The organism is Bacillus sp. D48C (assembly GCF_053345735.1).
On record NZ_JBKFAQ010000002.1, the window covers coordinates 676775 to 702388 of the forward strand.

Consider the following 25614-nt stretch of genomic DNA (forward strand, 5'->3'; position numbering starts at 1 on the left):
ATCCGCCCTCTTTTTATTTATTACTCATCCAGAGACTCACGCAGTAATTGCAGTACATCTTTCATCGCAAAAGGTCCATCTTTTTTAACATGCTCCGCAAATTCTGAAACGAGACGTAATGTTCTCACACTTTCGATTGGATGTTCTCCTGATGCACTTTCAGCTGAAAGCATAACTGCATTCGTCCCGTCCAGTACAGCTTGAAACACATCAGTCACCTCAGCCCTTGTTGGAATAGAATGATCTACCATAGATTGAAGCATTTGTGTTGCTGTAATAACATATGTATTCGTTCGATTACATTCACGAATCATCATTTTCTGTAAAAGGGGAATACATTGATATGGTAACTCTACTCCTAAATCGCCCCTTGCAATCATAATTCCATCTACTTCTTTACATATATCTTGAAAATTCTCGATTGCTTCCATCGTTTCTATTTTAGCGATTAAACTTGGAGAAGTTTCTTTATACTGTTGTATAAAATCTCGTATTTCTTTTATATGACTAGGTTTTCGTACGAAAGAACACGCAATAAAATCAACATCCTCTTCTAAAAGAAACTGAATATCTTTTTTATCTTTCTCTGTAATAGCTGGTAAACGAACAGTCGCACCTGGTAAATTAACTCCTTTATGAGATGAGATATTGCCACCTGTTTTAACCTTTGTTTCTATTTTGTCCGTACTTATCTTTTCAACAATTAATTCAACTTCTCCATCATTAATCAAAATTCTACTGTCTACTTTCACATCATTCGCAATTCCTTCATAATCAACACTTGCTTCTGTATTACTCCCTGTAACTGGTTTTGTATGTAAAATAAAAGAATCTCCTGCCTGAAGTGTAATTTGCTCTCCCTTCACTTCACCTAATCTTATTTTAGGACCTTGTACATCACCCAAAAATTTAATAGAGTCATCTAATGATTTCACTAAACGAATGATGTCTTTATGACTTTCATGCGTGCCATGCGATAAATTCAGTCGAACAATTTTCATACCATTCTTTATTAACTGTGCTAACGTTTCTTTATTATTACTTGCGGGTCCAATTGTACAAATTCGATCGATTGTCATTTTTGTCACCATCCTTTTTTTAATAAGTTTCCCATATGAACTTAAAAATAACAGAGATAATGACATGAATAGATTTAAATTTACACAAATTTCATAAGGTTAAACCTATATTCCTTGCTGGCTAAGCATTAGAAGATATATTCGCTTTTTTGCAAATGAAGATATGTTGAATTGAAAGTAAAAGAAAAGTTAAATATGGGATAAACCATTGAGAATTTCGAATTTTTCATATATTGTACGAATTGAGTTCGAACTCAAAAATTTAAAAAGGTGGGAAAATTAGTGAATATGAAAAAATCTTTATCGGTGACAACTTTAGGGTTAGCGGTTTTAGGTTTTGGTTTTACTAATAACGCAAGTGCTTCAGAGGTCGACACTGTAGACAAGCAGCCCGTTTTAGTTGACTTTGATACAATTCAATCAACAAAAACATCTAGTGTTCCTAGTTTGACTGTTGCAGCTGCACCTAAGAATGACTCTAACATTAGCGTATATACTCCCTTTTTTGGTAACCCATATGCAGTTGCGAAATCGAAATCAACTACGACCGAAGACTATGTTTATGCAAAAGCAAGAACTTTCAATGGCGATGGCTCATTAGTAAATACGAAAAGTAATAGTGCAAAAAAATCATCCTTTGTAAATGCTACAGCGACCAACACAAGCGTTTATTATGGAGATGATTACGCTATCGGTAATCATACCTATAAATTAAGTGGTTATAATGATGTAAATCACGAAACAAAAGCCTTCTGGTAAGAAAGAGAAAAAAGATATGCATCTTGCATATCTTTTTTCTCTAATACTTTACATATATTGAGGTGCTATTTATGAAACAAATATATATTATTAGCGGTGTTTTACTTATTTCATTACTTACAATTTATATTTTGTTCAATACTTCAATCATACAACCTCATCCTCTTTCCATAGAAAATAAACGAGAGCAACAAACCAATACTATTTCTTACGGATTGAAGGATAATCAAGGCCAACATATCAACAATGGCAGTACAATTACTAGTGAGGATAATAAAATTAATGTAACATTATCATTCGTACATACTATTAATGAAAACCGAAAATATGGATTAATTGTTCTAGAAGATTACGAACAAAAACCTTTTAGAATAGAAGATACTACTAATGAAATATCACACTATTTTTTTGATATGAAACCAAACAGTTCAATTACTACGAAAATCTCTTTACACACCTCTCCTAATGGAAATGAATTAACCTTTTTAATAATTAAAAAACCTGAATACAAATTAAAAGATAATAACTTAAATAAAGCAGCAATTTTAGAAGATATTCTAAGTATGCGATATTCAATGCATCCTTTTCAGAAAGAAAACGAAAAAATAAAACTCTCCCTTATAGATCCAGATGCTATTTTAAAAGATGGTCTTTACGAACCATTATTTGTTACGAACCGTGAAGAGAACTTACAAACTGTCTTCTTTGAAAAGGAAGGCAAGCAATTAACCCTATCAAACGGTAATGAAACGAATGATGAAATGACTTACGCAATCGTAGCTTTTAAAGATTGGAAACAAGTTGAAATATTTAACAATAGAAAAGTCGTTTATACTAAGGTTGCACCTGAAACAAGACAAATCTTTAATTTCACATTGCCTTCAGTGGATCAGGAAAGTAATTTTCAACTCGTCGCTTTTCCATTTCCTTTTAAAGTTAGCGAAGAAGATTATATCAGTCAACAAGCATTCAGTTCCTTTCGCATCGTAATTGAAAATGATAATAAATAAGTTATACTGTGCACATTACAACAACCTAAAAAAGGCCTACTCACACGAGTAGGCTTTTGAAACTATGAAAGTTTCGTCAATAACTGATTTAAATCTTTTTTCGTTTTCGTCGTTAATGATTTCATTTTATTAATATCGATTTTTTCTTTCTCCGCTCCTACAATTAACGGATACATACTTTGACCGATTGTTTTAGAATCCGTCGGATGTGATGCTTCTAGCTCTTTTTCAATCACGTCCCACTTTTCATTAATTTGTTTGCCAAGCTTATTCACTGTTTCCAATTTTGGATTAGCAGCTAACTGCTTGTCCAAGCTATCAATTAATGCCACAACTTCTTTAACGTTCGTTTTCACAGCAACACTTTTCTTCGGATCTTTCGTTGTCTTTTCGTTATTGTTTGTGTTTGAGCTTGTACTTGTGCTTTGATCTGCTGTTTTCCCGCTAGTCGTTTGGTCATTCGTTTTTCCTGTCGTTTCTTTTTCTTTTGTTTTCACATTCTCATTTTGAGTTGACGTTTTGCCGTTACTTTCTGTTCCTGATGATTCTTTCGTATTTTTTGCATCTTTATCTGTTTTTTCATTTGAAGAAGTATTTGTTTCTTTTTCAGTATCTTTCGTTGTTTTGGACGCTTCATCTGCACTTGTCGTTTTTGCTTCTCCTTCATTTTGCGCTGTTACTTGCTCTTTCTTTTCTGCCTCTTTATCTACTGATGGACTACAAGCTGCCATAGTAAGCATTGTACCAATTGTTATCGATGCGATAGCGACCTTTTTCATTTTCATATAAATCCCCCTATGTTTACTTTATTTATCCTCCCCTTTACGATTCGATTTCCCCTTAAAAAATCCCTTTTCATACGAATTACCATCTTTCCGACAGTAATCTTCATAATAATACGGACAAAAACTGATAAACTCATTTTAATATTCGAGTTTCTTCTACTTCATTTTTCTGCTCGTAAGTAAAAGAAAAAGAGTATATTGTCACATTAAGAATTACTATCTTTATATGACGATATACTCTTCTATCAAATTTTTATCTTTCTTGACATTTTATTTATACAAAAAAATAAAATTTCCTTTCGTTTTTTGTTTCTCAACATTTGTTAACATAATATTTTTATGAATAACCACCATTCGAGTGAATAACTTGCCCAGTAACCCATTTCGCTTCTTCACTTACTAAAAAAGAAATTAAGCGCGCAGCATCCATTGTTTCTCCAACTCTACCTTGCGGGAATTTCCATACTAAATAATGTTTTAATTCCTCTGTAATCCACCCTGTATTTGTTGGTCCTGGATCAACGGCATTAACAGTAATCCCCTTCTCCATCGCTACTGGTGCTACTGACTTTGTAAATGCTTCAATTGCCCCTTTCGTTGCTGCATATGCTAGTTCATCTGGCATTGGACCTACTGACTGTCCTGAAGTAAGATTAATAATACTCCCGCCCGTTTTAAGTGAATAATGTTTTATAAACAATGAACTTAATAGCATAGTAGCCCGAATATTAACTGTATAATGTTTATCCAACTGCTCTACATCTAATTCCTCAATTCTCGTATGAGTAGAATATACTGCATTATTAACTAGAATAGATGGATCACCTAACCGTTCTGATACCATATAAAACAAACGATTTGGCGAATAAGACTGCGATAAATTGATTTCTGCCATTTCACATCGAACATCGTAACTTTCAATTTCCTTTTTCAGCAAAAAGGGTTCTTGATCACTCATTCCCCATGGCATCGCTTTATCATACTTTGGCCAGTACGTGAAAAAAATGTCTATCCCCTTTTGAGCAAGCACCTTGCATACAGCTGCACCAATTCCATTCAGACGAGTTGCCCCTGTTACAATTGCTATTTTCTTCACCTTTTTCTCCTCCATCTATACACAGATCCCCTGCATGAATACAGAGGATCTATCTTCTTATTGAATATTTGACAGTATACGTTCAGCACCTAATTTTAACATTTTAATAAAGATATAATTTACAATCGTAAACATTACAAATAAAACGATAAACATAACCCACAGTCCGACATGAAGGAAGAAGTATAATACACTTACTCCCCCCACAATAATTAAAGCTATTAAAATATTAGCTAAAAAATTCCACAAAGTGGTATATCGGCTCTTAAATAATTTCTGCTCTGTATCCCAATGAATATCTGCAGTTTGCGCGTCCCAGCGTGTTCCGATTAAATTAATTAATAACAACCCGTTCGCACTTAGTAAAAACCACAGTATCATAAAGACTGGAGAAATCCCAGCTACAACTGCCATCGTAATACCGAATACTGCTAAAATGATCACATTAATTAACCAAGCAGTGATTGCTTTCGCAAAAAAGATATCCGAAGCCTTTACTGGTAAATAACGATTCACAAACCAAGAGCTTCCATCTCGCGAAAATGACGTTGTTGCAATGACGTTACTACCCATTAAAAATAACGATGCACAAAGACCAACACCAATTGCAAATCCTGTTGTCTTTGGATTGTTAATATACTCTGTAATAAACTTTAAATTTCCATCTTGCACAAATAAAATAAAGAACAACATAATTGGCATAACGAAAGTTTGTACAATGCAATTTAAGAAAAATTGTGGTGTACGGAATAACGTTTTAAATTCTTTTTTCACATACGCTTTTAAATGCGAACTTTGTACTGTTGATTTCTGTAAACCTTCCGCCGAAATAACTTGTTTCTTTGCTGTACTCGTTGAAAGTCCAATAACCCCTTTTAAATATGTACGCTCTGCTATGTAATAAAACAACACAAAGAAGACAAATGAAATAACTGCAAAGATTATTACATATAAAGGTCCCTTCCAATTTGCATTTTCTACTAATGCCACTGCTCCAAAATATGTAGTTGGAAAATAATTTGTCATTTGTACTAAAAGAGAAGATTGATTATTTACAAGGTATTCCGCAGCCCCATCTCCAGAAAACGCACTTTTATTTCTCCACTGCATAAATACGTTAATTCCTACAATAAATAATATACTTACGATTCCAATAAATATATTTCCTCGATCTTTATTTTTCGCTATATTTGTATACCTCATAATAATTGTCATCAGTAACGAAGCTAATACTAACGGCACGATTGGGAAGAGTAAGTAAATAAAAATCATATATATGTAATATGTAATAAATGCGCCACTTTTTAAACCGTACGTAATGAAGATTGGTAATAAAATGAATGAACTCATTACGTATTGTGTAATTAATACCGTTAAAAATTTTGCCGAAATAATTTGCGCTGGTTTTAATGGTAACGGCAGTAACATTTCAATATCATTGCTGTAGTAAAATACAGTTAAAATGTTCGTTATACTCATTAAAAATACCCATATACTCGCAATCGCAAGTCCCATTGCAATAATCATTCCCGGCCCTTGCCCTAATTGTTTCAGACCTTCATACATTCCGTGCGTCATCGAACCAAATATTAAAAATCCAACAAATAAAATAGCTGCAAATGAAAATAAATACGCCCATCGCTTCTTCTTATCTGCTATAAAATCTGCGTAATTTAACTTTAATAGTACCTTCGTTAACGTCCAAATTTTACTCATTGCCCGTCATCTCCAAGAACATTTTTTCAAGTGATTCATTGGATTTAAAATGATCTCTCATTTCATCTAAATTTCCTTTAAACTGCAAATTCCCCTTATTAATAATAGCAACCCGGTCACATATTTTTTCCGCTACTTCTAATACGTGTGTAGAGAAAAATACAATCTTTCCTTTATCCGCATGTTCTCTCATCATTTCTTTTAAAATATATGCAGATTTCGGATCAAGCCCTGTTAACGGTTCATCTAAAATCCATACATCTGGTTCATGCACGAGCACACCAATAATAACGATTTTTTGTCTCATACCGTGCGAATAACTTTGAATTTGATCAGATAATGCATTATAAAGATCAAACTTCTTCGCTAAAGACTCTATTCGTTCTTGTCTTACTTCTTTCGGCACTTCATACATATCAGCCATAAAGTTTAAATATTCAATTCCTTTTAAACGTAAAAACATATCTGGGCTATCCGGCACATAACCAAACGTCTTCTTCGCTTCCATCGGCTCTTCCATAATATTTTTTCCGTTAATCGTAATCGTCCCTTTGTCCACCCCGTGAATGCCAGTAATCATCTTAATTGTCGTGGATTTACCCGCACCATTCGGTCCTAAAAATCCAAAGATTTCGCCGCTAGGTACAGATAAACTTAAATCTTTTACTGCATAGGTAGACCCATTATAACTTTTTGACACATTCGTAATTTCAATCATTCCATCCAATCCTTTCCTTAATTACCAAATAACTATATTGATATTATAGCATACTTCTATTTTAAGATTTTTACATTTTTCAGTTTATTTAACCTTTAAAATAAATATACACCCCTAATCCAACAACTAAAACGACAGCTAGTATAATATAAATCATTGTTAATCGTTTAATATTCCCCTTTGTCGCTTTGCTATAATTTGCATCACCATTCCGCCCAATTAACACCGTCGCAATGACAGTAATCACTACAAGTAATACAACGATCATGATCCAAGTTAGCATTTCTTCCTCCCCCTCCTTACAACCATTTTACAATATTATCCTCTTTATTTCGCAGCATATTTCCTCTTTTTACTATTATTATGAAGCAAACTGGAAAACTATTATTACCATTCCTATCCAATTGTGATATATTTGTAACATAACGTGACTTATTTCTAACAACGTAAGGAGGACCTATCATGAAAACAACTTGGATAAAATATTTAGGATTTCTCGGTTTCTTCGGTTTCCTCGGATTTTTTTATGAAAAAGGATTGTTTACTATGTTCTGTTTCTTCTCCTTTTTCACATCGTATAGAACAGTTCAACACGATGAACTGTTTGAACAAATTGTCAATAAATCGTGTCGCAATGCATTTATCGTTACATTACTAACTACCGCTATCATTATATTTATTGAAATGTTATTTCCAAACCCGGCGCTACAAGAAATTGATATCGCTCTTATTTTCGGCACACTCATTATTACGTTCGGTTTTTCTATGTTCTTTTATGATAAACCTGTTGATGAAATGGAAGATGCACCATGGCGTTCGTAACGAAGATAAAAGAATACCGCGCAAAATTGAACATGACACAAGAAGATTTAGCGAAGCAAGTTGGTGTACGCCGTGAAACAATTAGTCATCTCGAAAAAGGTAAATACAATCCTTCCTTACAACTTGCTCACGATATAGCGAAGGCACTACATAGTACAATTGATGAGATTTTTATTTTTGAGGATTGATTAAAGGCGTCCTGTCACCAGAATCACATAAAAAAATACCGTCATTCTTTCCAAGAAGAATGACGGTATTTCTCATTGATTATCCATATAAAACCGCATGAAATACGCCTAATAGTAAGTATTGATTCTCCATGTAATCTCCATCATATGCATTCATCTCGATGTAATACGTATCTTCCTCAAGACGAATATTCCAATCTGCAATTACATAGCCTTTTCGTAATAATTTCCCCATTCCAAATGAAGTTTTATGAACAACATATTCTTCTGCCTTATATGTAAAGGTAAATATGAAATTTGCATCCAATAACTTTCCGTCACATACAAGTATTTCATGCTCTGCATCATTATTATCGATGTACGTTACTAAAATCTTTCTTTGGCGCTGCCTACTTACATCCTTTGCAATGATGCGAATATTGCCCTTACTATCCTTTATTTCATAAATGATATTACTACCAATTTTCGGAATAAAATCCAGCACTCTCATCAGCGTATTTTTATAATAGCCCCGTACTACGCCTACTTGCTCGCTTCCATTATAAACCTCTACCGGCGTCGTATCTGCTTTGCTATCACACGGTCGTTTGTAAGAAAGCTGCATCATTCGCTCTCCTCTTAAGTACTGATCAAACGTCACAGGATATTCTATCATGCGCAGTTCTTTATTTAGCTCATACAAATAGCGTTGAACACTCTCTATTAATGTTGTAGTAGCTATACGCTCTTGAAGTTCAAATTCTTGCCAGCTGGAAGAAACATTCCATTGATTATGATCCTCTTTATAGAAGAAGCCAAGAATTACCTCTTCACGGTCAGCCGTTTCATATTTCATAGGCACGTTTTGCCCGTGTTGAACTTGTTCCATCCACTGACCTAAATAAATGCCCAGCTCTGCAACCTTCATACGTGACTTTTGAAAAAATACTCTGTCATCCATACAGATTGTTAAATCCCCTTCGATAAAACCATTTGTATAAGCAACATACCGTGGCTCATTCGTCTGCGGAATAACCTTGTCTAACTCAAATAAAAACGTTAACATCCTTCATTCACCTCTAGTTGTTACACTAATCATACATGACATCGCATCACTCTGAGAAACTATTTATATACGTATATTTAATTCACGCATTATAACACGTGAATGACCTTGTATAGTAGCGTTATTTTTTGTTCTATATCTTAGTATATGAACTTATATGAGCGATTTTTCAAATATATCTATCGCAACTTACAATATATCAACGATTTTTCAAATATATCGATTTTTCGACAAATATCAGCACAATTAAAATGAAGCTACCTTTTCTTCAGCCACTTCTACAATTTCTAAAATTTGTAGCAGACTCTCCACTTCATAAGTCGGATTAACACTCGTCTTATTCTCTTTCAAACTCGGATTATACCAACACGTATCAATGCCGAAGTCTTCTCCGCCTTTCATATCAGAAGTTAGCGAATCTCCGACCATTAGTACACTTGATTTATCCGTAATTCCAAATTTCTCAAATGCATAATCAAAAATCTCACGCGCTGGTTTTTGATGACCAACTTCTTCAGAAATAATAATGTGATCAAAGAAATTACATAAAGGTGAATTTCCGATTCTTGATTGTTGCACCTTCGTATATCCATTCGTAATAATACCTAACTTGCAATCTTGTAGATTTTCACATAATTGTACTGCGCCTTCTATAAGGTGTACTTCTTTCCCTAAGTTTTCAAGATATACATCACTAAATTGCTGCGCATCTACGTTTATATTATGAAGTGCAAATAATTGTCTAAATCGATCTACTGCTAATTCACTTAGCGTAATCATTTTATTTTCTAAATCTCTCCATAATCCATTACTAATCTCTTTATAACTTGCAAGATAATCATTATACCCTGTAGGCATACCAAACTGTACAAACGCATTATGTAATGCGTGTCTTTCCGTTTCAGGGAAATCTAATAATGTATCATCTACGTCGAATAATATAACTTTGTATTTCATGATGTTTTCCTCAACTCCTATATTCTCATAGCTTAATTATAACAACAATAAGAAAAGGAGGCTAATTAAAACCAGCCTCCCTTCTTCTTACTTATCTTCCAGCAATAACTCTTTCATTTCCTCTAACGACTCTTTCGTAAAGCCAAGAGCCCTTTCAGCGTATGCTTCAACTGATCCGTATTGCTTTTGAATTTCACCAATCGCAGCTTGCAAGTATTCAGCACGTGCTTCAAACATTGCACCTAATATCGCTCTGCTCTCATCGTTTTGTAATTTCGCACCTAAAAAGGCCATCATTTTTTCATTTAGCTTTTCACGGAAACCGTTACTTAGTAAGTAGTCTTCCATTACTGTTTTTTCCGGTACACCTAGTAAAAGTAATAATAGTGCTGATCCGAATCCAGTACGGTCTTTTCCAGCTGTACAGTGGTTTACTAACGGTAAGTTTTCCGGATTTTGCGCTAAGTTTAAGAAGCTTACAAATGCCTCGTTACCACTTACGAAACCTTGATTCATTTTCACAAGATACTCACCTGGTTTTCCTAACATAGAAAGGTCACCAACTTGGAAAAATTCATTTATATTTAAGTCTTTCGCTAAATCTTGCATAACTGGTAAGCACACTTGACGAGCACCTGTAATCTCTGGGTTTGGCTTATGCTTCACTTCAAAGTCTGTACGGTAGTCACAAATTAATTTCAAGCCAGACTTTTGTAAATAGTCGATATCCCACTCTGTTAGTCCTGCCAATTCTTCAGAACGGTACAACTTGCCCCATTTTACTTTACGGCCTTCAGTCGTTTCATATCCTCCCATATCACGGAAGTTAAACGCGCCTTGTAATGGCAGTCTACGTTCAGCTACTGTTACTGCTTGTCCATTACTTCCTACTAGTCTAAAATATGGACGTTCAGTTTCACTCGGGTTTTCAATTGTATATGATAATTCTCCATTTAACGTTGCAAGTAATTCTCCATTTTCTTCAATATGATCTGGTGAAGTACTCCAATAAATACGAACTTCTTCTATATTATTTTCCCACTTTATTTGTAACGTATTATCTTCAATTCTTTCTACAGTTGCTTGTAGCCAATTTCTTTGCTGCTCCATTCTTTCACCAACGCTTTCTCATATAATCGAATCTTTCTTTATTGTATTATAGGAATATCTATTTTGTCGTTCTCATTTTTCTTTTTATCTTACAAAGAGGCAAAAAGTTCTTTTACTTGTTCATAAGTTGTACACGGATTCCCTCGAAAGACATATGCAATTTGTTCATCACCTAAATCTTTATATACAACTGTCCCGCGATCAGGGTGCGAATAAATAGTCCCCTCCCGCTATACGAGTTCGAGAATATAGACCATTCATCCTCCTAAAACACCCTCACATACCGCTCAGTACAACTCAGCAGCTGACATCCGTTCTTTTCAAAAACATCCTTCATCCACTCATTTTGTACATTTGTCTCACCAATATAATAAGATGCACCTATTTCCTTTAAGACAAACATCGCACCTGCAAATAGTGCAGCTTCATATCCCTTATTACGCATATTTGGAGTAACTGCGAAGTACATAAGTTTCCCTTCTTCTAACGTACCTCTTTCAATATGCGGGATTACAATTCCTATCGGCTCTTCATCGACACTCGCTGTTAAGCAATGTTCTTTCCAGTGCTCACCAATTTCTTGTAGCATCATATGCACAAATTGATCATGAGCGACTGGTTCTCCCGTCGCTTCATTCCACAGTGAATAAAAAGCCTCTTCTCCAACTTCTTCAATAAGCTTAAAATCCATTTCACTTTCTACATCTTCTACTTCATATATATCTTTAAATACAATCATGTTTTCCGTAACATATTCAAATGAATACGTTTCAAAACATTTTTTATACACATCATAATTTGGACTTTTTGAAGAGATTTCAAAATGTAGTTTTTCTAATTCACCTTTTTTAGCTTCAGCAACGCAATATTGCATCATTTCCTCTAATTGCTCTTCTGTAAAAATCTCTGCATTATTTTCTTTTATCATAATAGAAGAAGCACTTCTTCTTATTTTAAAATGTTTTTCTAACTGTTCTATCGTCGTCATATTCTTCCCTCATCTATATCATACTCGAATTTCTAATCGTTCTCCTTGCATGAGCAGGATTGTCCTTGAATATATAGAATACTAGAAAAGATCGCATCTTTAAAGTGCGGAGGAGGTTCTCCAGTGGATATTACAGCATTGCAACAACAGTTAGAGCTTATACAACAAAATGACTATACGCAACTACAGCATATAGACGTAAATGAGTTAACTTTGAACATGCTTCAGTATATCGGAACGACTGATAGCTACGTTCGTTACCAACTTATATATAAATGTTTTGCGCATTTCATTCATCATGAATTCCTTATGGACGATCAGCTGAAATTACTTCTGCAAACTTGTTTAAGTGATGAGTATTTATATTGTGACATTTACTCCCCACATACAGATGGGGTTTTCACACGTTCTTACACTGTTTCGTTAATTGCGTTAATACTCCAATTCGCTAATTCGCACTACTTTTGTACAGAGGAGGATATCGAAGAAATAAAAAATAAACTCATTACATATACAAACTTAGAAACGGATTTTCGAGGCTATATTGAAAACAAAGGATGGGCTCATTGTCTTGCTCACGTATCTGATGCTTTCACCGAAATTGTTCATAATACGTATACGACCTTTGAATGGTACGAAGAATTAATTCATTGTTTATTAAATAAAATTTTTATTCCATCTGACCTTTTTCATAATAATGAAGATGAACGCATTGTTACTCCATTACTAGCAATGCTGTATCATGATTTTCCTCAAAACGAGTTAATTTCTATTATTCATAAAAAAATAAAAAGGCTTCCTCAAATTAGAAAACGCCTTTCACTTAATGAGTATTGTATTTTATGCGCCAACATTAAAACCTTTTTACGCACATTATTTTTCAGAACGAAAGATGACCATAACTTAGCTTTTACAGCGCGTAAAACAGAAAGAATGTTAAAAGAACTCCCTAACTATTATTAAATACAAGGAGCAAAAATATGGGCTACATTGAAGACATGAGAAATCTAGTAGGAAATCATCCACTTATTTTAATAGGATCACATGCCATTATATTAAATGAAAAAGATGAAGTATTACTGCAGCTTCGGACAGATTTTAACCGATGGGGCATTATTGGGGGTGCCTTAGAATATAACGAAACGTTAGAAGGTGCTTTAAAACGAGAAGTATTTGAAGAAACTGGACTTATTATTAAAAATCCAGAACTATTCCGTACATACTCAGGGCCAGATTTCTTTCAAATCTATCCAAACGGCGATCAAGTACATGGTGTACTCGTTGTTTATATTTGCCGCGAATTTCACGGGGAGCTTATATGTGATAAAACTGAGTCAAAAGAATTACGTTTCTTTCCGTTTGATGAGTTACCTAGTACTCTTCATCCAGTCATTGAGGGGATTCTTCGCGATTTTCATCACTCTAATTAAAAATATAAATAAAACAACCTCATTTCCCGTCATTACAACGTGAAATGAGGTTGTTATCGTTCACCGTAAATCCCTATTTCCCCAAAATGATATTAACGCTCTCTTTCTACAACTTTATATCCCTTTATAAAAAGGATAGTTATATAAGAAACAATAAATGAAAGAATAGTATACATGCCAACCCAAAAGAAAAATGCTGGATCGTGCACTGTAACACTTAACATAAGAAAAATAAGAAATGTTACAATTGGCATCGCGTAAAATGTACCTACTTTATATGTCACAGCTATTGAAAAAATACAAATAAGTAATGGATATATACAGAAAATAAAAATGATTTCACTCAATGTTATGTCCCCCTTTCTGCAGAAATAATAGGTTTCTCGTAAACATTTGGGGGAACAACAAAATTTTATTTTTTATTAGTAAATATAATGTTAGATTGTTATCTCAATCTGATTCCCTTCAGGATCACTTACTACACTTTCATAGTAACCATCCCCTGTAGTTCGTGGGCCGTTTAACACAGGGTACCCTGCTTCTCTTAATGTATGAGTTAATTCGTTCACCTTTTCTTTATTACCTACAGAAAAAGCAATATGCGCATATCCTACTGTTTGTGTTTTTATTTTATCGTCTATCCCTACTTGTCTCATAAGTTCTAGACGCGCACCACCTTCAAAAGTTATGAAATAAGATTCAAACTGCTTTTTCGGATTGTGATATAAGCTATTTTCTTCACCACCGAAGTACTGTTTATAGAAATCACACATTCCTTCTAAATCATTCACCCAAATTGCTACATGTTCAATTTTCATAATCGACACCTTTTCTTTTATGTTATTCAACTGGCAATTGGATGCTTCATTGCCAGTACATTTAATTTTCTTTATTTGTTCTCGTAATCATAAGATCAAGTCCAAGGCTTTTTAACCCATATAAATAATCTTCTTTCCAGTTGCTCACTGTTATTTTCGGAATATGTTCTGCCGGAATGTACTGCGGACAACTTTTTACAATTTGATCTATTACAAATTGATTCACTTCATCATCACAGAAGATAAACGTATGAGGGTTAATAATAGCTATACATGTAGCTATTAAACGAGTAATAGCATCTATATTATATTCCTCTGAATTATGCGAATCCCCACTTCTCAAAGCTTGTAAGAAATTTTTATTATCATACTGCGGAACGAAAGATATCTCTCCTGAGAAAAATGTACTTCCGCGTACGACATCTCCATTTACCATAATCCCCGCACCTGGGCCATTTTGACCTGAATACAAATATACAAGAGAGGAATTGTCATTATTCCTCGTGTTTTTATGATACCCGAGCACTGCAGCATTCATATCGTTTTCTATTACTACTGGTATAGAAAACAGTTCCTCAAAGTGACTTTTCAAATTAAAATTTTGAAACTTTTCATATCCAGGAATATAGAAAATACGCCCATTATCGACCGCACCAGGGACACCAATTGATATAGAACTTATTTTTGGAAACATAGCTATAAGACTTTCTATATGTTCTGTTAATACGCTTAGTCCCGCATCAATTAATGCACTTGAAGTACTCCCTTGTTCTTTTACTTCCCCTAAACAGTTAAAAATTGTATAATTCGTCTCATTTTTTTCTAAAAATATCGCTAATCCTAACATATATTCTGGATTATACGCATATCGTTTCGCTCTTCTTCCGCCACTTGAATCATCTAAACCGACTAAAGTGACTTCACCATCTTGTTTCATATTTTCTATAAATTTACTTATCGTTGGAAAACTAATTTCTAATGTATTACTAAGTTCAACTTTCGTCGCACTTCCTTGCTCTAGAAGAGCCGTACGAATGCCGCGAAGGATCGTCTCTTTAATTGATTTTTGAGTAACAAATTGTTCACTCAAATCGCTCACCACCTTAATCAACATACTTATTAAACACTTTTAATAAGTTGCGTTGACAATATATCATACATCATTTTCTAAAGCAATAGAGATGATATATTTCCGCTGCATGCAACCCTTATTTAGCTCGGTGTATTCTCTCTTGTAATAGACGATACAATTCCAGACAAAAGAACAAATAATAAAACAGCTAGCAAGGCATTACGTATTCCGAATGCTTCCCCAAGTATCCCTAAAAATGGTGGTCCGACTAAAAAGGCTGTATAACCAATGATAGAAACTGCAGCAACATTAGAAGTCGCATTTTCACGGTCATCTCCAGCAGCTGACAGACCAATTGGGAACCCTAGCGCTGCACCAATCCCCCACAGTACTACGCCAAATGCTAGAAAATACGAATTACTCCCAAATATTACGATTGAAATTCCTAGAATCGCCATCATAATAGTGGCACGTACGACAGCGACACGACCGAATCGATCAAGGAAATAGCTGCTACACATACGAGTTAACGTCATTGCTAATACAAAAATTGCGTACATAATAGAACCTGCCACTATACTTTGCTCATGTCCATCTACCATCACGATAGGTAGCCAATCATTTGCACTACCTTCTGCAAATGCCATTCCAAGCACAAAAAGACCAATTAAAAGCACCTTTTTTTCCATACGTAAGGAAGTACGCTTCTCTCTCCTTTTGTTCCGCGATTTCTCCTTCTTTCCTGTTCCATGCGGAAGAAAACGATACACCATACATACAAGTAATAGAAACATGACCGAAATCACAAGAAACTGATACAGAATCGGGATGTGAAGCGACGCTGCGACAGAACCACTGAGCGCGCCTACTAAAGTTCCTACACTAAAAAAGCCATGAAATTTCGGAAGAAGAGTTGTTCCTAATTTCTGCTCAATGGAAGAACCTTCTACATTCAATGCGACTTCCGCCAATCCGTAGCCTACTCCAAATACTAGTAAGCTACTAAAAGCCCCCATACTAGAAACAAAATAAATATTTATATCTAAACAAATCAATCCAACAATCATAAAAAACATGCTGCCTATAATAACGTCTCTAGCTCCCTTACAGTCAATGAAGCGGCTTGCACTCAGTAAACCAATTATTGAACCAACAGATAGTCCGAACAAAATCCAGCCCATTTCTGCATTTGACACTGCTAACATATCTCGAGTAGCTGCTGTTCTTGAAATCCATGTAGCAAACGCGACACCTGGCAAAGCAAATAAGAGAAAAAGAGCGTTTCGAGAGGCAAGTAATGTCTTTGTATGATTGTTCGCACTATATTTCTCCATATGAAACACCTTCCCCATTGTCTATACGATAAGACACCAGTTTATTCATATACCCGTAAAAAAAACGATTTCTATAAGTCTATCGTTTTAATAACTTTAGCTGGATTACCACCAACAACTACATTATGAGGTACATCTTTTGTCACAACTGCCCCTGAGGCAATTACAGCGTTGTCTCCAATTGAAATACCAGGGTTAATTATAGCTCCCCCGCCAACCCAAACGTTGTTACCAATCTTTACAGGCTTTCCATATTCTTTACCGGAATTCCGCTCTACCGGATGTAGCGGATGCGTAGCAGTATAAATGTGAACTCCAGGTGCAAACATACAATTATCACCGATTCGTACTTCACAAACGTCCAAAATCACACAATTGAAATTTGCGAAAAAGCTCTTTCCAACATGGATGTTGTAGCCATAATCACAACGAAAATCAGGATTGATTTGGGCTTTCCCGTCAGCTGAAGAACCTAAAAGCTGATTTAATAACGTAAAACGTTTTTCATCTCCTATCTCCATCGCCTCATTATAAAGGCGTGTTAAACGTTTTGCTTCAGTTCTATCAGCTACTAACTCTTCATCATCTGGCATATACATTTCTCCTGCCACCATCTTTTCTTTCTCCGTTTTCATACATTCATCTCCTTTTTTATTGAATGAGATCCACTTATTAAACTTCTTTAATAAGTGACTTAAATTATACTTATTAAACACATTTAATAAGTAACCCTATATTAGCATACTTTTTAACATATGCAACTAATAAGTTTTGAAAAGAAGTGCGAATTCCTTGCTCTACATATCAATATGAAGAATATTATATAGATAAACAAGGGAACGCTCAGCGCCCCCTCTCAAATCCAATCCGTTTTTTAATTTCAGCTAAATTTACCTTCGCGATTTCTCTTGCCCGCTCAGCACCTTTTTCTAACGCTTCGTATAATAAATTTGGCTCATTCATATACCTAGCGTATTTCTCACGAGGTCCAGCTAACTCACGATCTACAACGCGAAACAACTCTTTTTTCACATCACCCCATCCGATTCCAGTCTCATATTTTTCACGGATCGACTGTATTTCAGCCTCTGTCGCAAATTCTTTATAAATTATAAATAACGTTTCTAGTTCTTTCGGTTCATTCGGAAGTGAAGAATCTGTTTTGATTTTAAATATTAACTTTCGTAGTTTTTCTTTCTCTGCAAATAATGGGATTACATTCCCGTAACTTTTACTCATCTTTCTTCCATCAAGTCCTAGTAATATTGCTCCTTCTTCTTGTATGACATACTCCGGAAGTGTAAATGTCGTGCCGAATGTATGATTAAAATACGTCGCAATATCACGTGCAATTTCAATATGCTGAATTTGATCTTTCCCAACTGGTACATGAGTAGCTTGAAATAGTAATATATCCGCCGCCATTAAGATCGGATACGTATATAATCCCATATTCACTCCTGCATCTATCTCTAAACCCGCTTCTTTATTTTGCTCCACCTTCGCTTTATACGCATGAGCACGGTTCATAAGTCCTTTCGGAGTTAAGCAAGCTAATATCCAAGCTAATTCTAGAATCTCCGGCACTTCTGTTTGTCGATAAAAAATAACATCTTCCCCAAGTCCAAGCGATAACCAAGTAGCTGCTACCTCTTTCGTATAACTGCTGAACTTTTCTGAATCATGCACAGCATTTAACGCATGATAATCAGCTATAAAGTACAATGCTTTTCCTTCATTATTCTTTGACATTTGTAATGCAGGTTTAATCGCGCCAATATAATTTCCTAAATGCGGATAACCTGTCGGCTTAATTCCTGTTAACATTATTTTTTCACTCACACTAACTCCTCCTTTCTCAAAATAAAAAGAGCCTCTCATCCTTAAAAAGGACGAGAAACTCCCGCGGTACCACCTTAATTAGCTATCATTATAGCTCACTTCAACTTCTTAACGTGAAGTAACCGTCTTTACCTACTCATTTCAGTTAGAAGCTCCAGAGCCCATTCCATATTCATCCCTTACTGATTCTCACCACATATCAGCTCTCTGAAAAGTTTCGAATATGTACTCTTCTCTTTCATTGCTTTTTCGTTATTTTTTTACAGTTTATCACATTTCACTTCCAAACAAACCCGAATTTTCTATTTTATATAGCAGGAATTTCCACTTCAATTGTCTAATCTTATATAGGTTTGCAGAAATATTCAAAACAACTTTGGAGGTTTTTTCATGGTAAAATATATATCCATTTTAGGTTCCACAGGATCCATCGGCACATCTGCATTAGATGTTATTTCAGCTCATCCTGAACATTTCAAAATCGTCGGTTTAACCGCAAATTATAACATTGATCTTCTTGAGCAACAAATCAAAACGTTTCAACCTCGTATTGTAAGCGTTGCGACAAAAGACTTAGCAGACACGCTTCGTACGCGTATTTCAGCAAATACAAAAATCACACACGGGACTGATGGCTTAATTGCAGTAGCTACTCACCCTGATTCAAATCTTGTATTAAGTTCTGTTGTCGGTGTTTCAGGATTACTCCCAACAATTGAAGCATTAAAAGCGAAGAAAGATATCGCTATTGCTAATAAAGAAACTTTAGTTGCAGCTGGACATATCGTAACTGAACTAGCGAAACAAAACGGATGCCGCTTAATTCCAGTAGATAGTGAGCATTCAGCTATTTTCCAATGTTTAAACGGAGAAAATAATAAAGAGATTGAGAAGTTAATTGTAACAGCTTCCGGTGGTGCTTTTCGTGATAAAACACGTGAAGAAATGCAAACGTTACAAGCTAAGGACGCTTTAAAACATCCAAACTGGTTAATGGGCGCAAAACTAACGATTGATTCTGCCACATTAATGAATAAAGGGTTCGAAGTAATGGAAGCGAGATGGCTATTTGATATTCCGTATGAAAAAATTGATGTAATGATTCATAAAGAAAGCATCATTCATTCTTTAGTAGAATTTATTGATGGATCAGTTATGGCACAGCTCGGTGCTCCTGATATGAGAATGCCGATTCAATATGCGTTTCACTATCCTACTCGGCTACCTTCTTCCTATGAAAAATTAAATTTATTAGAACTCGGTAGTTTACATTTTGAAAAACCAGATTTAGAGAAGTTCCCTTGTCTACAATACGCATATGAATGTGGCAAAATCGGTGGTACTACCCCTGCTGTATTAAATGCAGCAAATGAAATTGCAAATGCACTGTTTCTTAAAAACGAAATTGCCTTTTTCGATATTGAAAAAACAATTTACACAACAATTGAAGCTCATCATAACGTAAAAGATCCTTCATTAGATGCTATATTAGAAGCGGATCAATGGGCACGCCAATATGCAAATAAATTGTTAATAAAAAAGAGCTAAAACAGTTTTATCTGTTTTAGCTCTTTTTCCTACGTATTTAACTTAACAAATCTATAACTATGCGTTACTAACACTTTTAATATCGCATATCCTGGAATTGCTAAAATAATCCCCATAATTCCAAATAAATTTCCGGCAGTTAAAATAATAAAAATGATAGTAATCGGGTGAATGTCTAGCTTTTTTCCCATAACTTGTGGAGAAATAAATTTACCTTCTGCTAATTGTACGACCATCATTACGATAATTACTTTTAACACCATTGCTGGCGAGTCAATAAATGCGATAATTAACGCTGGTGTAATAGCAATAATTGGTCCTACGTACGGAACGATATTTACAATCATCGCTAAAATCGCAAGTAGTACCGCATATTTAATACCGATAATAAGGTAACCGATTAATAGCATAATACCGATAAACAAGCTCACGATAATTTGCCCTCTAATATACGAGCTAATCGCATAGTGCATATCATCTAGTATTCTCATTGCTGCTGGTTGTCTTTGTTCTGAAATGAATTTTAAGAAGTGATTCGGCAATTGTTCGCCATCTTTTAAAAGATAGAACAATATAAATGGAACCATTACAAATGTTAAAACAACCTCTGTAACAGTACTCAAGAATCCAGTTACATTCCCAGTTACTGATGATAATGACTTTGTAAAATCAACTGTATAGTCTTTTACCATATTCGCAACATTAATATTTAAATTCTCCTGAATTTTACCAAGTAAATTACTTTCCCCGAATCTACGCGCTGCTTGTTCAATCTCATGGCCAAAGTACGGTAAGTTATCAATTAATGCATCAATTTGATCTTTAATAATAGGGATAACAGTTACAACTAAAAACACAAATAATCCGATTACTATTAAGTATATTGAGGCTATCGATACGATTCTTGAAACACCTTTCTTTTCTAAAAGTGAAACGAATGGATGCAAAATATAGAATAGCACGCCTGCCAATAGTACTGGGAAGAAAATTGTTTTTAAAAATACGATAAACGGTGTAAAAACAAATGATATTTTTGTTAGTAATAAAATATTAATAAACAATAACGCAAATCCAAGCAATACCGCCAAATAATTTTGTTCTCTAAAAAACTTTCTTAACTTATCTCTTTTTCTTATATTTATTTTCTCCAATGAAACCACCTCTTCGAATGATGAAAAGCCCTTATTCAGGGCTCTTCATCATAATCTATATCTCTATTTCCTTGCAGCTTTCACTACAAATGATACAATAAGAATTAACACGATTGCACCTAATAATGCCGGCACGACATGAATCCCACCAAATGATGGCCCAAAGGATCCAAATAATCTACCACCTAACGAAGCACCTAATAAACCTGCGATAATATTTCCGAACATACCACCTGGGAAATTTTTACCCGTTATAGAACTAGCAATTGCACCTATAATAGCACCAACTATTAATGTGATAATCCATCCCATTTTTAGTCCTCCATTTCTATTATAGTTTGTATGATTCAATACAAACATATGTATTTATCATTGCTAATCATATTTCACTATAGAAATATATTTACTACTATTTTACATATGGAGATACATATATTATATGCAAAAAAGAAAAATATTGTCAAACTCACCCATAAAGCAATTATATTAATATACCATATTCAAAGGAGGCTTCATTATCTATGATTCTTAAGTTAAATTCCACTTCTTTTGAAGTAGCAACATCCATTTTACAAGTTCAAATTCCAGCCTATAAAGTTGAAGGGGACTACTTAAATAGTACTGCCATACCCCGTTTATATGATACTGTAAACGATATTCAAAGTTGCGTTGAAACATTCTATGGATATTTTTCTGAAAATAAACTTGTCGGCTTTATTTCTTTTGTACAAGAAGAAAAACTAATTGATATCCACAGGTTAGTTGTATCGCCCGATTTTTTTCAAAAAGGAATTGCGACGAAACTCCTAATTTATATATTTAACATGTTCCCTTCTTCTATGACATACATTGTACAAACAGGTAAAGCAAATACCCCTGCTATCGCATTATATAAAAAACACGGCTTCCTTGAAGTAACATACACCGAACTACCTGATGGAATAGTACTTACACAACTGAAAAAACAGAAAAAATAAAATAATTTGACTAATCGTTTTATTTATGTTACCTTTTACCTTATAATACCTTTTGCTGAGTCCAAATTTTGGAGCGGGGGAACCAATTTTGTAGCTATGCTACTTGGGGCGAATCTTTTTTTAAGTAGGGAAACTCTCACTTCCCGAGTCCGACAGCTAACCTCGTAAGCGTAATGGGAGAGGAAGGTGCTTTTTGCCTATGTTACACATTTTGCCTCCTTAATTATAAATATGGGATCGATATCAAATAGTCACCTATATTTATAGAAAAGGAGATATGTATTATGTTACGTTTATCTGATCACGCAATAAAAATGATGGAGCAAAGACTTCGACTCGAACAACATCGCACATATCAAGCAAATAAAATTGTAGATAACTTACATCACAAATACTTCTTTCAACATATTTTTCAGCCAAAAAGATAAAGCAAAACTTTAATCAGTGGGGGCATCCCCACTGATTATTAGTTAAACCAATCGGGCTTTTACGGTCCGTTGATCTATCACCTAACTTCTTTACTCTAGCTGAATTTTGTAGTGGGTGTCTTACTGCCCGTTAATGCAGGATAAAAAATTGTTCATTTAACATCAAAAACACAAGGTGTGTCTAAAAAGACATTCCTTGTGTTTTTATATTTCTTATAATATTCTCACTACATTTAAACTTGCCGTAATCGTACCTGCTATTGTAGTCACATGCCCAACACCGAGCGGGCCATTTTGTAATATAAACGTTGAATTTGCACTAGCTACATTTACAAGAAGCGTATTTGAAATAGATGGTTCCAATACTACAGTTGATGTCGTTACATTTTGTATAAAACTCCCTGTTACTTGTGTTCCATTTAATAGTAATCTTACAGATACTACTTCATTCCCACCAGTCGCGTCCCCTTGGAAATAGTAGCTTACTAAATATATTCCTGGCGTCGATACTGTGACAGTTGTAGCACTAGTTAAAGATACACCAGTTCCATATACAGTGGATCCCGAGTTAATTGGAATATTGGCACTTGCTGCAATTGTGCTTGTTGATGTAGAAAAGAAATAGCCACCACCTGTCGATATAGCAGATGATCCTGTTGCTCCAGTTAAGCCGGTTGGACCAGTGGCGCCGGTTGGGCCTGTTACTCCCGTTCCCCCTGTTGCTCCAGTTATTCCTTGTATGCCTTGTATTCCAGTCGGGCCAGTGGCACCAGTCACTCCCGTCTGGCCGGTTGCTCCCGTCGAACCTGTTATCCCTTGGAGACCTTGGATTCCTTGAAGACCTTGGGGACCCGTTTCTCCAGTCGGGCCGGTTGCTCCCGTTGGACCCGTTATCCCTTGGGGACCTTGGATTCCTTGAAGACCTTGGGGACCCGTTTCTCCAGTCGGGCCGGTTGCTCCCGTTGGACCCATTTCTCCTTGTGATCCTTGAATTCCTTGAGGACCTTGGGGACCCGTTTCTCCAGTCGGACCGGTTGCTCCTGTTGGACCGGTTGGGCCCGCCTGGCCGGTTATTCCTTGTAGACCTTGAGGGCCGGTTGGACCAGTTGGGCCGATTGGACCTTGCACTCCTTGTATCCCCTGAATTCCTTGGGGACCAGTTGGACCAATCGGACCTTGGATTCCCTGAATTCCTTGAGGACCCGTTGCCCCTGTCGGACCTGTTGGACCTTGGGGACCTTGCACTCCTTGTATTCCTTGAGGACCGGTTGGGCCTATACTTCCTTGCGGTCCCTGGATACCTTGTATTCCTTGAGGACCGGTTGGGCCTGTTATGCCACTCGGACCTTGTACGCCTTGCACTCCTTGTGGGCCAGTTGGGCCACTCGGACCTTGTACGCCTTGTAGACCTTGTAAACCAGTTGGACCTGTCGCTCCCCTTACTCCTTGCTCACCTTGTATACCTTGAACCCCTTGTGGGCCGGTTGGACCGATTGGACCCTGTGCCCCTTGCACTCCTTGGGGACCTGTCGGACCGGTTGGGCCGATTGAGCCTTGTAATCCTTGTAGACCTTGCGGACCTGTCGGGCCGGTTACTCCTTGTATCCCTTGTGGACCTTGAATGCCTTGGTCACCCGTTGGACCTGTTGCTCCCATCGGCCCCTGTACCCCTTGCAAACCTGTTAAACCGGTTGCTCCTGTTGGACCCTGTATTCCTTGCACTCCTTGGATTCCTGTTGCTCCTGTTGCTCCTGTCGCCCCTGTTGCCCCTGTTGCTCCTGTCGGACCGGTTGGACCCCCTGGTGATCCTGCTGGACCGGTTGGACCGGTTGGGCCTCCCGGAGGACCGGTTGGACCTGTTGCTCCTGTTGGACCCGTTGCAGAACCAGTCGGACCGGTTATCCCAGTTGATCCGGTTGATCCAGTTGGACCTGGATCCCCTTGTAAACCAGTTGCCCCTGTCGGACCGATTACACCTTGCACTCCTTGGATTCCTTGAGAACCGGTTGGACCTACCTGCCCCATTTCTCCCTGGGGACCTTGTAAACCTTGAACACCAGTTTCCCCTTGTGGCCCCATTGGCCCCTGTTCCCCTTGGATTCCTTGAGAACCTGTTGGGCCTGTTGGACCAATTAGACCCTGTATTCCTTGTATTCCTGTTATACCTTGTAAACCACTACTTCCTAAATTACCTTGAACACCTTGTATACCAGTATTTCCAGTCGGACCTGTTGGACCATTGTCCCCTTGCACTCCTTGTATACCTTGTATTCCTGTTGGACCTGTCGGACCGACTTCCCCTTGCATTCCTTGTATGCCTTGTATTCCTGTTGAACCTGTTGGACCGATTGGACCAGGAATTCCTTGTATCCCCTGAATACCAGTTGGACCTGTCGGACCTCTTTCGCCTTGAATTCCTTGAACACCTTGTATTCCCTGTGGGCCTTGTTCTCCCATAGGTCCTTGACTACCTTGAGAGCCTTGTGGTCCAGTTAAACCTGTTGGACCTGTTGGACCATTTTCTCCCTGTACCCCTTGCACCCCTTGTATTCCTGTCGGACCTGTTGGACCGATTGGACCTTGTACGCCTTGTATTCCCTGCGGTCCAGTTGGTCCACCTAAAGCACCTGTTGGACCGGTTGGTCCAGTGGGCCCCGTAATACCTGGCGGCGGAAAAGGAATAGGTGCTTGAAACTTACTACACTTATCTTGATTCTTCACAAGCATCTCCTCCCGTTTGT

Annotated in this window: 28 protein-coding genes, 1 riboswitch and 1 other annotated feature; of the genes, 9 read left to right on the forward strand and 19 right to left on the reverse strand. The window is 36.4% G+C overall.

The features are described from left to right. Positions 1 to 20: 20 nt before the first annotated feature. Complete coding sequence (locus ACLBXA_RS08530) at positions 21 to 1079, reverse strand: pyruvate kinase (RefSeq protein ID WP_000151076.1); 1059 nt, start codon at positions 1077 to 1079, stop codon at positions 21 to 23. Between the two features lie 282 nt (positions 1080 to 1361). On the opposite strand from ACLBXA_RS08530, the gene ACLBXA_RS08535 reads away from it, so the two are divergent. Together ACLBXA_RS08535 and ACLBXA_RS08540 are read left to right on the forward strand one after the other, a co-directional pair. Further along, positions 1362 to 1838 carry a hypothetical protein gene (locus tag ACLBXA_RS08535; protein WP_001056355.1) on the forward strand — a complete coding sequence of 159 codons (477 nt, stop codon included), beginning with the start codon at positions 1362 to 1364 and terminating at the stop codon, positions 1836 to 1838. 71 nt (positions 1839 to 1909) lie between these two features. Continuing rightward, on the forward strand, positions 1910 to 2848 hold the full coding sequence (locus ACLBXA_RS08540; protein WP_000810164.1) for a hypothetical protein: 939 nt from the start codon (positions 1910 to 1912) through the stop codon (positions 2846 to 2848). A gap of 62 nt (positions 2849 to 2910) precedes the next feature. On the opposite strand, the gene ACLBXA_RS08545 is transcribed toward ACLBXA_RS08540, so the two are convergent. The 5 genes from ACLBXA_RS08545 to ACLBXA_RS08565 all read right to left on the reverse strand — a co-directional run bounded on the left by ACLBXA_RS08545 (position 2911) and on the right by ACLBXA_RS08565 (position 7446). Further along, positions 2911 to 3633, reverse strand: a complete 723-nt coding sequence (locus ACLBXA_RS08545; RefSeq protein WP_000782564.1) for a hypothetical protein — start codon at positions 3631 to 3633, stop codon at positions 2911 to 2913. 337 nt (positions 3634 to 3970) lie between these two features. After that, the gene (locus tag ACLBXA_RS08550; protein WP_002082465.1) at positions 3971 to 4729 is read right to left on the reverse strand and encodes an SDR family oxidoreductase; all 759 of its coding nucleotides are present in this window, start codon (positions 4727 to 4729) and stop codon (positions 3971 to 3973) included. A gap of 57 nt (positions 4730 to 4786) precedes the next feature. Further along, a complete protein-coding gene (locus ACLBXA_RS08555) occupies positions 4787 to 6445 on the reverse strand; it encodes a putative ABC transporter permease subunit (RefSeq protein ID WP_000036853.1) in 1659 nt (552 codons plus the stop codon). Next, positions 6438 to 7163 carry an ABC transporter ATP-binding protein gene (locus tag ACLBXA_RS08560; protein ID WP_000570204.1) on the reverse strand — a complete coding sequence of 242 codons (726 nt, stop codon included), beginning with the start codon at positions 7161 to 7163 and terminating at the stop codon, positions 6438 to 6440. Before ACLBXA_RS08560 ends, ACLBXA_RS08555 begins: the two co-directional genes overlap by 8 nt. An 88-nt stretch (positions 7164 to 7251) precedes the next feature. Beyond that, complete coding sequence (locus ACLBXA_RS08565) at positions 7252 to 7446, reverse strand: hypothetical protein (protein ID WP_000958863.1); 195 nt, start codon at positions 7444 to 7446, stop codon at positions 7252 to 7254. 179 nt (positions 7447 to 7625) lie between these two features. On the opposite strand from ACLBXA_RS08565, the gene ACLBXA_RS08570 reads away from it, so the two are divergent. Beyond that, positions 7626 to 7985, forward strand: a complete 360-nt coding sequence (locus ACLBXA_RS08570; RefSeq protein WP_000859207.1) for a DUF3796 domain-containing protein — start codon at positions 7626 to 7628, stop codon at positions 7983 to 7985. Further along, on the forward strand, positions 7973 to 8173 hold the full coding sequence (locus ACLBXA_RS08575) for a helix-turn-helix transcriptional regulator (RefSeq protein ID WP_063675548.1): 201 nt from the start codon (positions 7973 to 7975) through the stop codon (positions 8171 to 8173). Before ACLBXA_RS08570 ends, ACLBXA_RS08575 begins: the two co-directional genes overlap by 13 nt. 79 nt (positions 8174 to 8252) lie before the next feature. On the opposite strand, the gene ACLBXA_RS08580 is transcribed toward ACLBXA_RS08575, so the two are convergent. The 4 genes from ACLBXA_RS08580 to ACLBXA_RS08595 all read right to left on the reverse strand — a co-directional run bounded on the left by ACLBXA_RS08580 (position 8253) and on the right by ACLBXA_RS08595 (position 12273). Then, the gene (locus ACLBXA_RS08580; protein WP_447617168.1) at positions 8253 to 9218 is read right to left on the reverse strand and encodes a tubby C-terminal domain-like protein; all 966 of its coding nucleotides are present in this window, start codon (positions 9216 to 9218) and stop codon (positions 8253 to 8255) included. A 246-nt stretch (positions 9219 to 9464) separates the two neighbouring features. Next, positions 9465 to 10175, reverse strand: coding sequence for a YjjG family noncanonical pyrimidine nucleotidase (locus ACLBXA_RS08585; RefSeq protein WP_000875913.1), 711 nt, complete (start codon positions 10173 to 10175; stop codon positions 9465 to 9467). 87 nt (positions 10176 to 10262) lie between these two features. Continuing rightward, positions 10263 to 11285: a tyrosine-protein phosphatase gene (locus tag ACLBXA_RS08590; protein WP_016098733.1), complete on the reverse strand. Its 1023-nt coding sequence runs from the start codon at positions 11283 to 11285 to the stop codon at positions 10263 to 10265. Positions 11286 to 11550: 265 nt separating this feature from the next. Next, positions 11551 to 12273, reverse strand: a complete 723-nt coding sequence (locus ACLBXA_RS08595; protein ID WP_000207406.1) for a GNAT family N-acetyltransferase — start codon at positions 12271 to 12273, stop codon at positions 11551 to 11553. Positions 12274 to 12396: 123 nt separating this feature from the next. Between ACLBXA_RS08595 and ACLBXA_RS08600 the strand changes: the two genes are divergently transcribed. Both ACLBXA_RS08600 and ACLBXA_RS08605 read left to right on the forward strand, forming a co-directional pair. Continuing rightward, positions 12397 to 13236, forward strand: coding sequence for a DUF2785 domain-containing protein (locus tag ACLBXA_RS08600; protein ID WP_000355454.1), 840 nt, complete (start codon positions 12397 to 12399; stop codon positions 13234 to 13236). A gap of 17 nt (positions 13237 to 13253) precedes the next feature. Further along, positions 13254 to 13703 (forward strand): NUDIX hydrolase, encoded by a 450-nt coding sequence (locus tag ACLBXA_RS08605; RefSeq protein ID WP_000540466.1) that lies wholly within the window; start codon positions 13254 to 13256, stop codon positions 13701 to 13703. A 92-nt stretch (positions 13704 to 13795) separates the two neighbouring features. Here the strand turns inward: ACLBXA_RS08605 and ACLBXA_RS08610 are convergent, their stop codons facing one another. The 6 genes from ACLBXA_RS08610 to ACLBXA_RS08635 form a co-directional block, all read right to left on the reverse strand. Beyond that, the gene (locus ACLBXA_RS08610; RefSeq protein ID WP_001289513.1) at positions 13796 to 14050 is read right to left on the reverse strand and encodes a YbeF family protein; all 255 of its coding nucleotides are present in this window, start codon (positions 14048 to 14050) and stop codon (positions 13796 to 13798) included. Between the two features lie 90 nt (positions 14051 to 14140). Next, on the reverse strand, positions 14141 to 14521 hold the full coding sequence (locus ACLBXA_RS08615; protein WP_000687550.1) for a VOC family protein: 381 nt from the start codon (positions 14519 to 14521) through the stop codon (positions 14141 to 14143). Between the two features lie 61 nt (positions 14522 to 14582). Next, the gene (locus ACLBXA_RS08620) at positions 14583 to 15611 is read right to left on the reverse strand and encodes an ROK family transcriptional regulator (RefSeq protein ID WP_000003031.1); all 1029 of its coding nucleotides are present in this window, start codon (positions 15609 to 15611) and stop codon (positions 14583 to 14585) included. A 122-nt stretch (positions 15612 to 15733) separates the two neighbouring features. Further along, complete coding sequence (locus ACLBXA_RS08625; protein WP_447617169.1) at positions 15734 to 16927, reverse strand: MFS transporter; 1194 nt, start codon at positions 16925 to 16927, stop codon at positions 15734 to 15736. Positions 16928 to 16998: 71 nt separating this feature from the next. Then, complete coding sequence (locus tag ACLBXA_RS08630; protein WP_000845633.1) at positions 16999 to 17562, reverse strand: maltose acetyltransferase domain-containing protein; 564 nt, start codon at positions 17560 to 17562, stop codon at positions 16999 to 17001. A 208-nt stretch (positions 17563 to 17770) separates the two neighbouring features. Continuing rightward, entirely contained in the window at positions 17771 to 18769 is a 999-nt protein-coding gene (locus ACLBXA_RS08635; protein ID WP_001290885.1) for a tryptophan--tRNA ligase, read from the reverse strand. 43 nt (positions 18770 to 18812) lie between these two features. After that, positions 18813 to 19020: a binding site (T-box leader), on the reverse strand. Between the two features lie 139 nt (positions 19021 to 19159). Between ACLBXA_RS08635 and ACLBXA_RS08640 the strand changes: the two genes are divergently transcribed. After that, a complete protein-coding gene (locus ACLBXA_RS08640) occupies positions 19160 to 20317 on the forward strand; it encodes a 1-deoxy-D-xylulose-5-phosphate reductoisomerase (protein WP_447617170.1) in 1158 nt (385 codons plus the stop codon). Between the two features lie 29 nt (positions 20318 to 20346). Here ACLBXA_RS08640 and ACLBXA_RS08645 read toward each other — a convergent pair whose 3' ends face one another. Both ACLBXA_RS08645 and ACLBXA_RS08650 read right to left on the reverse strand, forming a co-directional pair. Then, on the reverse strand, positions 20347 to 21468 hold the full coding sequence (locus tag ACLBXA_RS08645; protein WP_017763426.1) for an AI-2E family transporter: 1122 nt from the start codon (positions 21466 to 21468) through the stop codon (positions 20347 to 20349). Between the two features lie 63 nt (positions 21469 to 21531). Further along, positions 21532 to 21780, reverse strand: coding sequence for a GlsB/YeaQ/YmgE family stress response membrane protein (locus ACLBXA_RS08650; protein WP_000539733.1), 249 nt, complete (start codon positions 21778 to 21780; stop codon positions 21532 to 21534). Positions 21781 to 21989: 209 nt separating this feature from the next. On the opposite strand from ACLBXA_RS08650, the gene ACLBXA_RS08655 reads away from it, so the two are divergent. Both ACLBXA_RS08655 and ACLBXA_RS08660 read left to right on the forward strand, forming a co-directional pair. Beyond that, positions 21990 to 22445, forward strand: a complete 456-nt coding sequence (locus ACLBXA_RS08655) for a GNAT family N-acetyltransferase (RefSeq protein ID WP_000601235.1) — start codon at positions 21990 to 21992, stop codon at positions 22443 to 22445. A 43-nt stretch (positions 22446 to 22488) separates the two neighbouring features. Next, positions 22489 to 22632: riboswitch (cyclic di-AMP (ydaO/yuaA leader) on the forward strand. Positions 22633 to 22729: 97 nt separating this feature from the next. Next, a complete protein-coding gene (locus tag ACLBXA_RS08660; RefSeq protein ID WP_000945244.1) occupies positions 22730 to 22873 on the forward strand; it encodes a hypothetical protein in 144 nt (47 codons plus the stop codon). A 213-nt stretch (positions 22874 to 23086) separates the two neighbouring features. Here the strand turns inward: ACLBXA_RS08660 and ACLBXA_RS08665 are convergent, their stop codons facing one another. Beyond that, positions 23087 to 25600, reverse strand: a complete 2514-nt coding sequence (locus ACLBXA_RS08665; protein ID WP_079997236.1) for a BC_3345 family exosporium-associated protein — start codon at positions 25598 to 25600, stop codon at positions 23087 to 23089. Between the last annotated feature and the right edge of the window lie 14 nt (positions 25601 to 25614).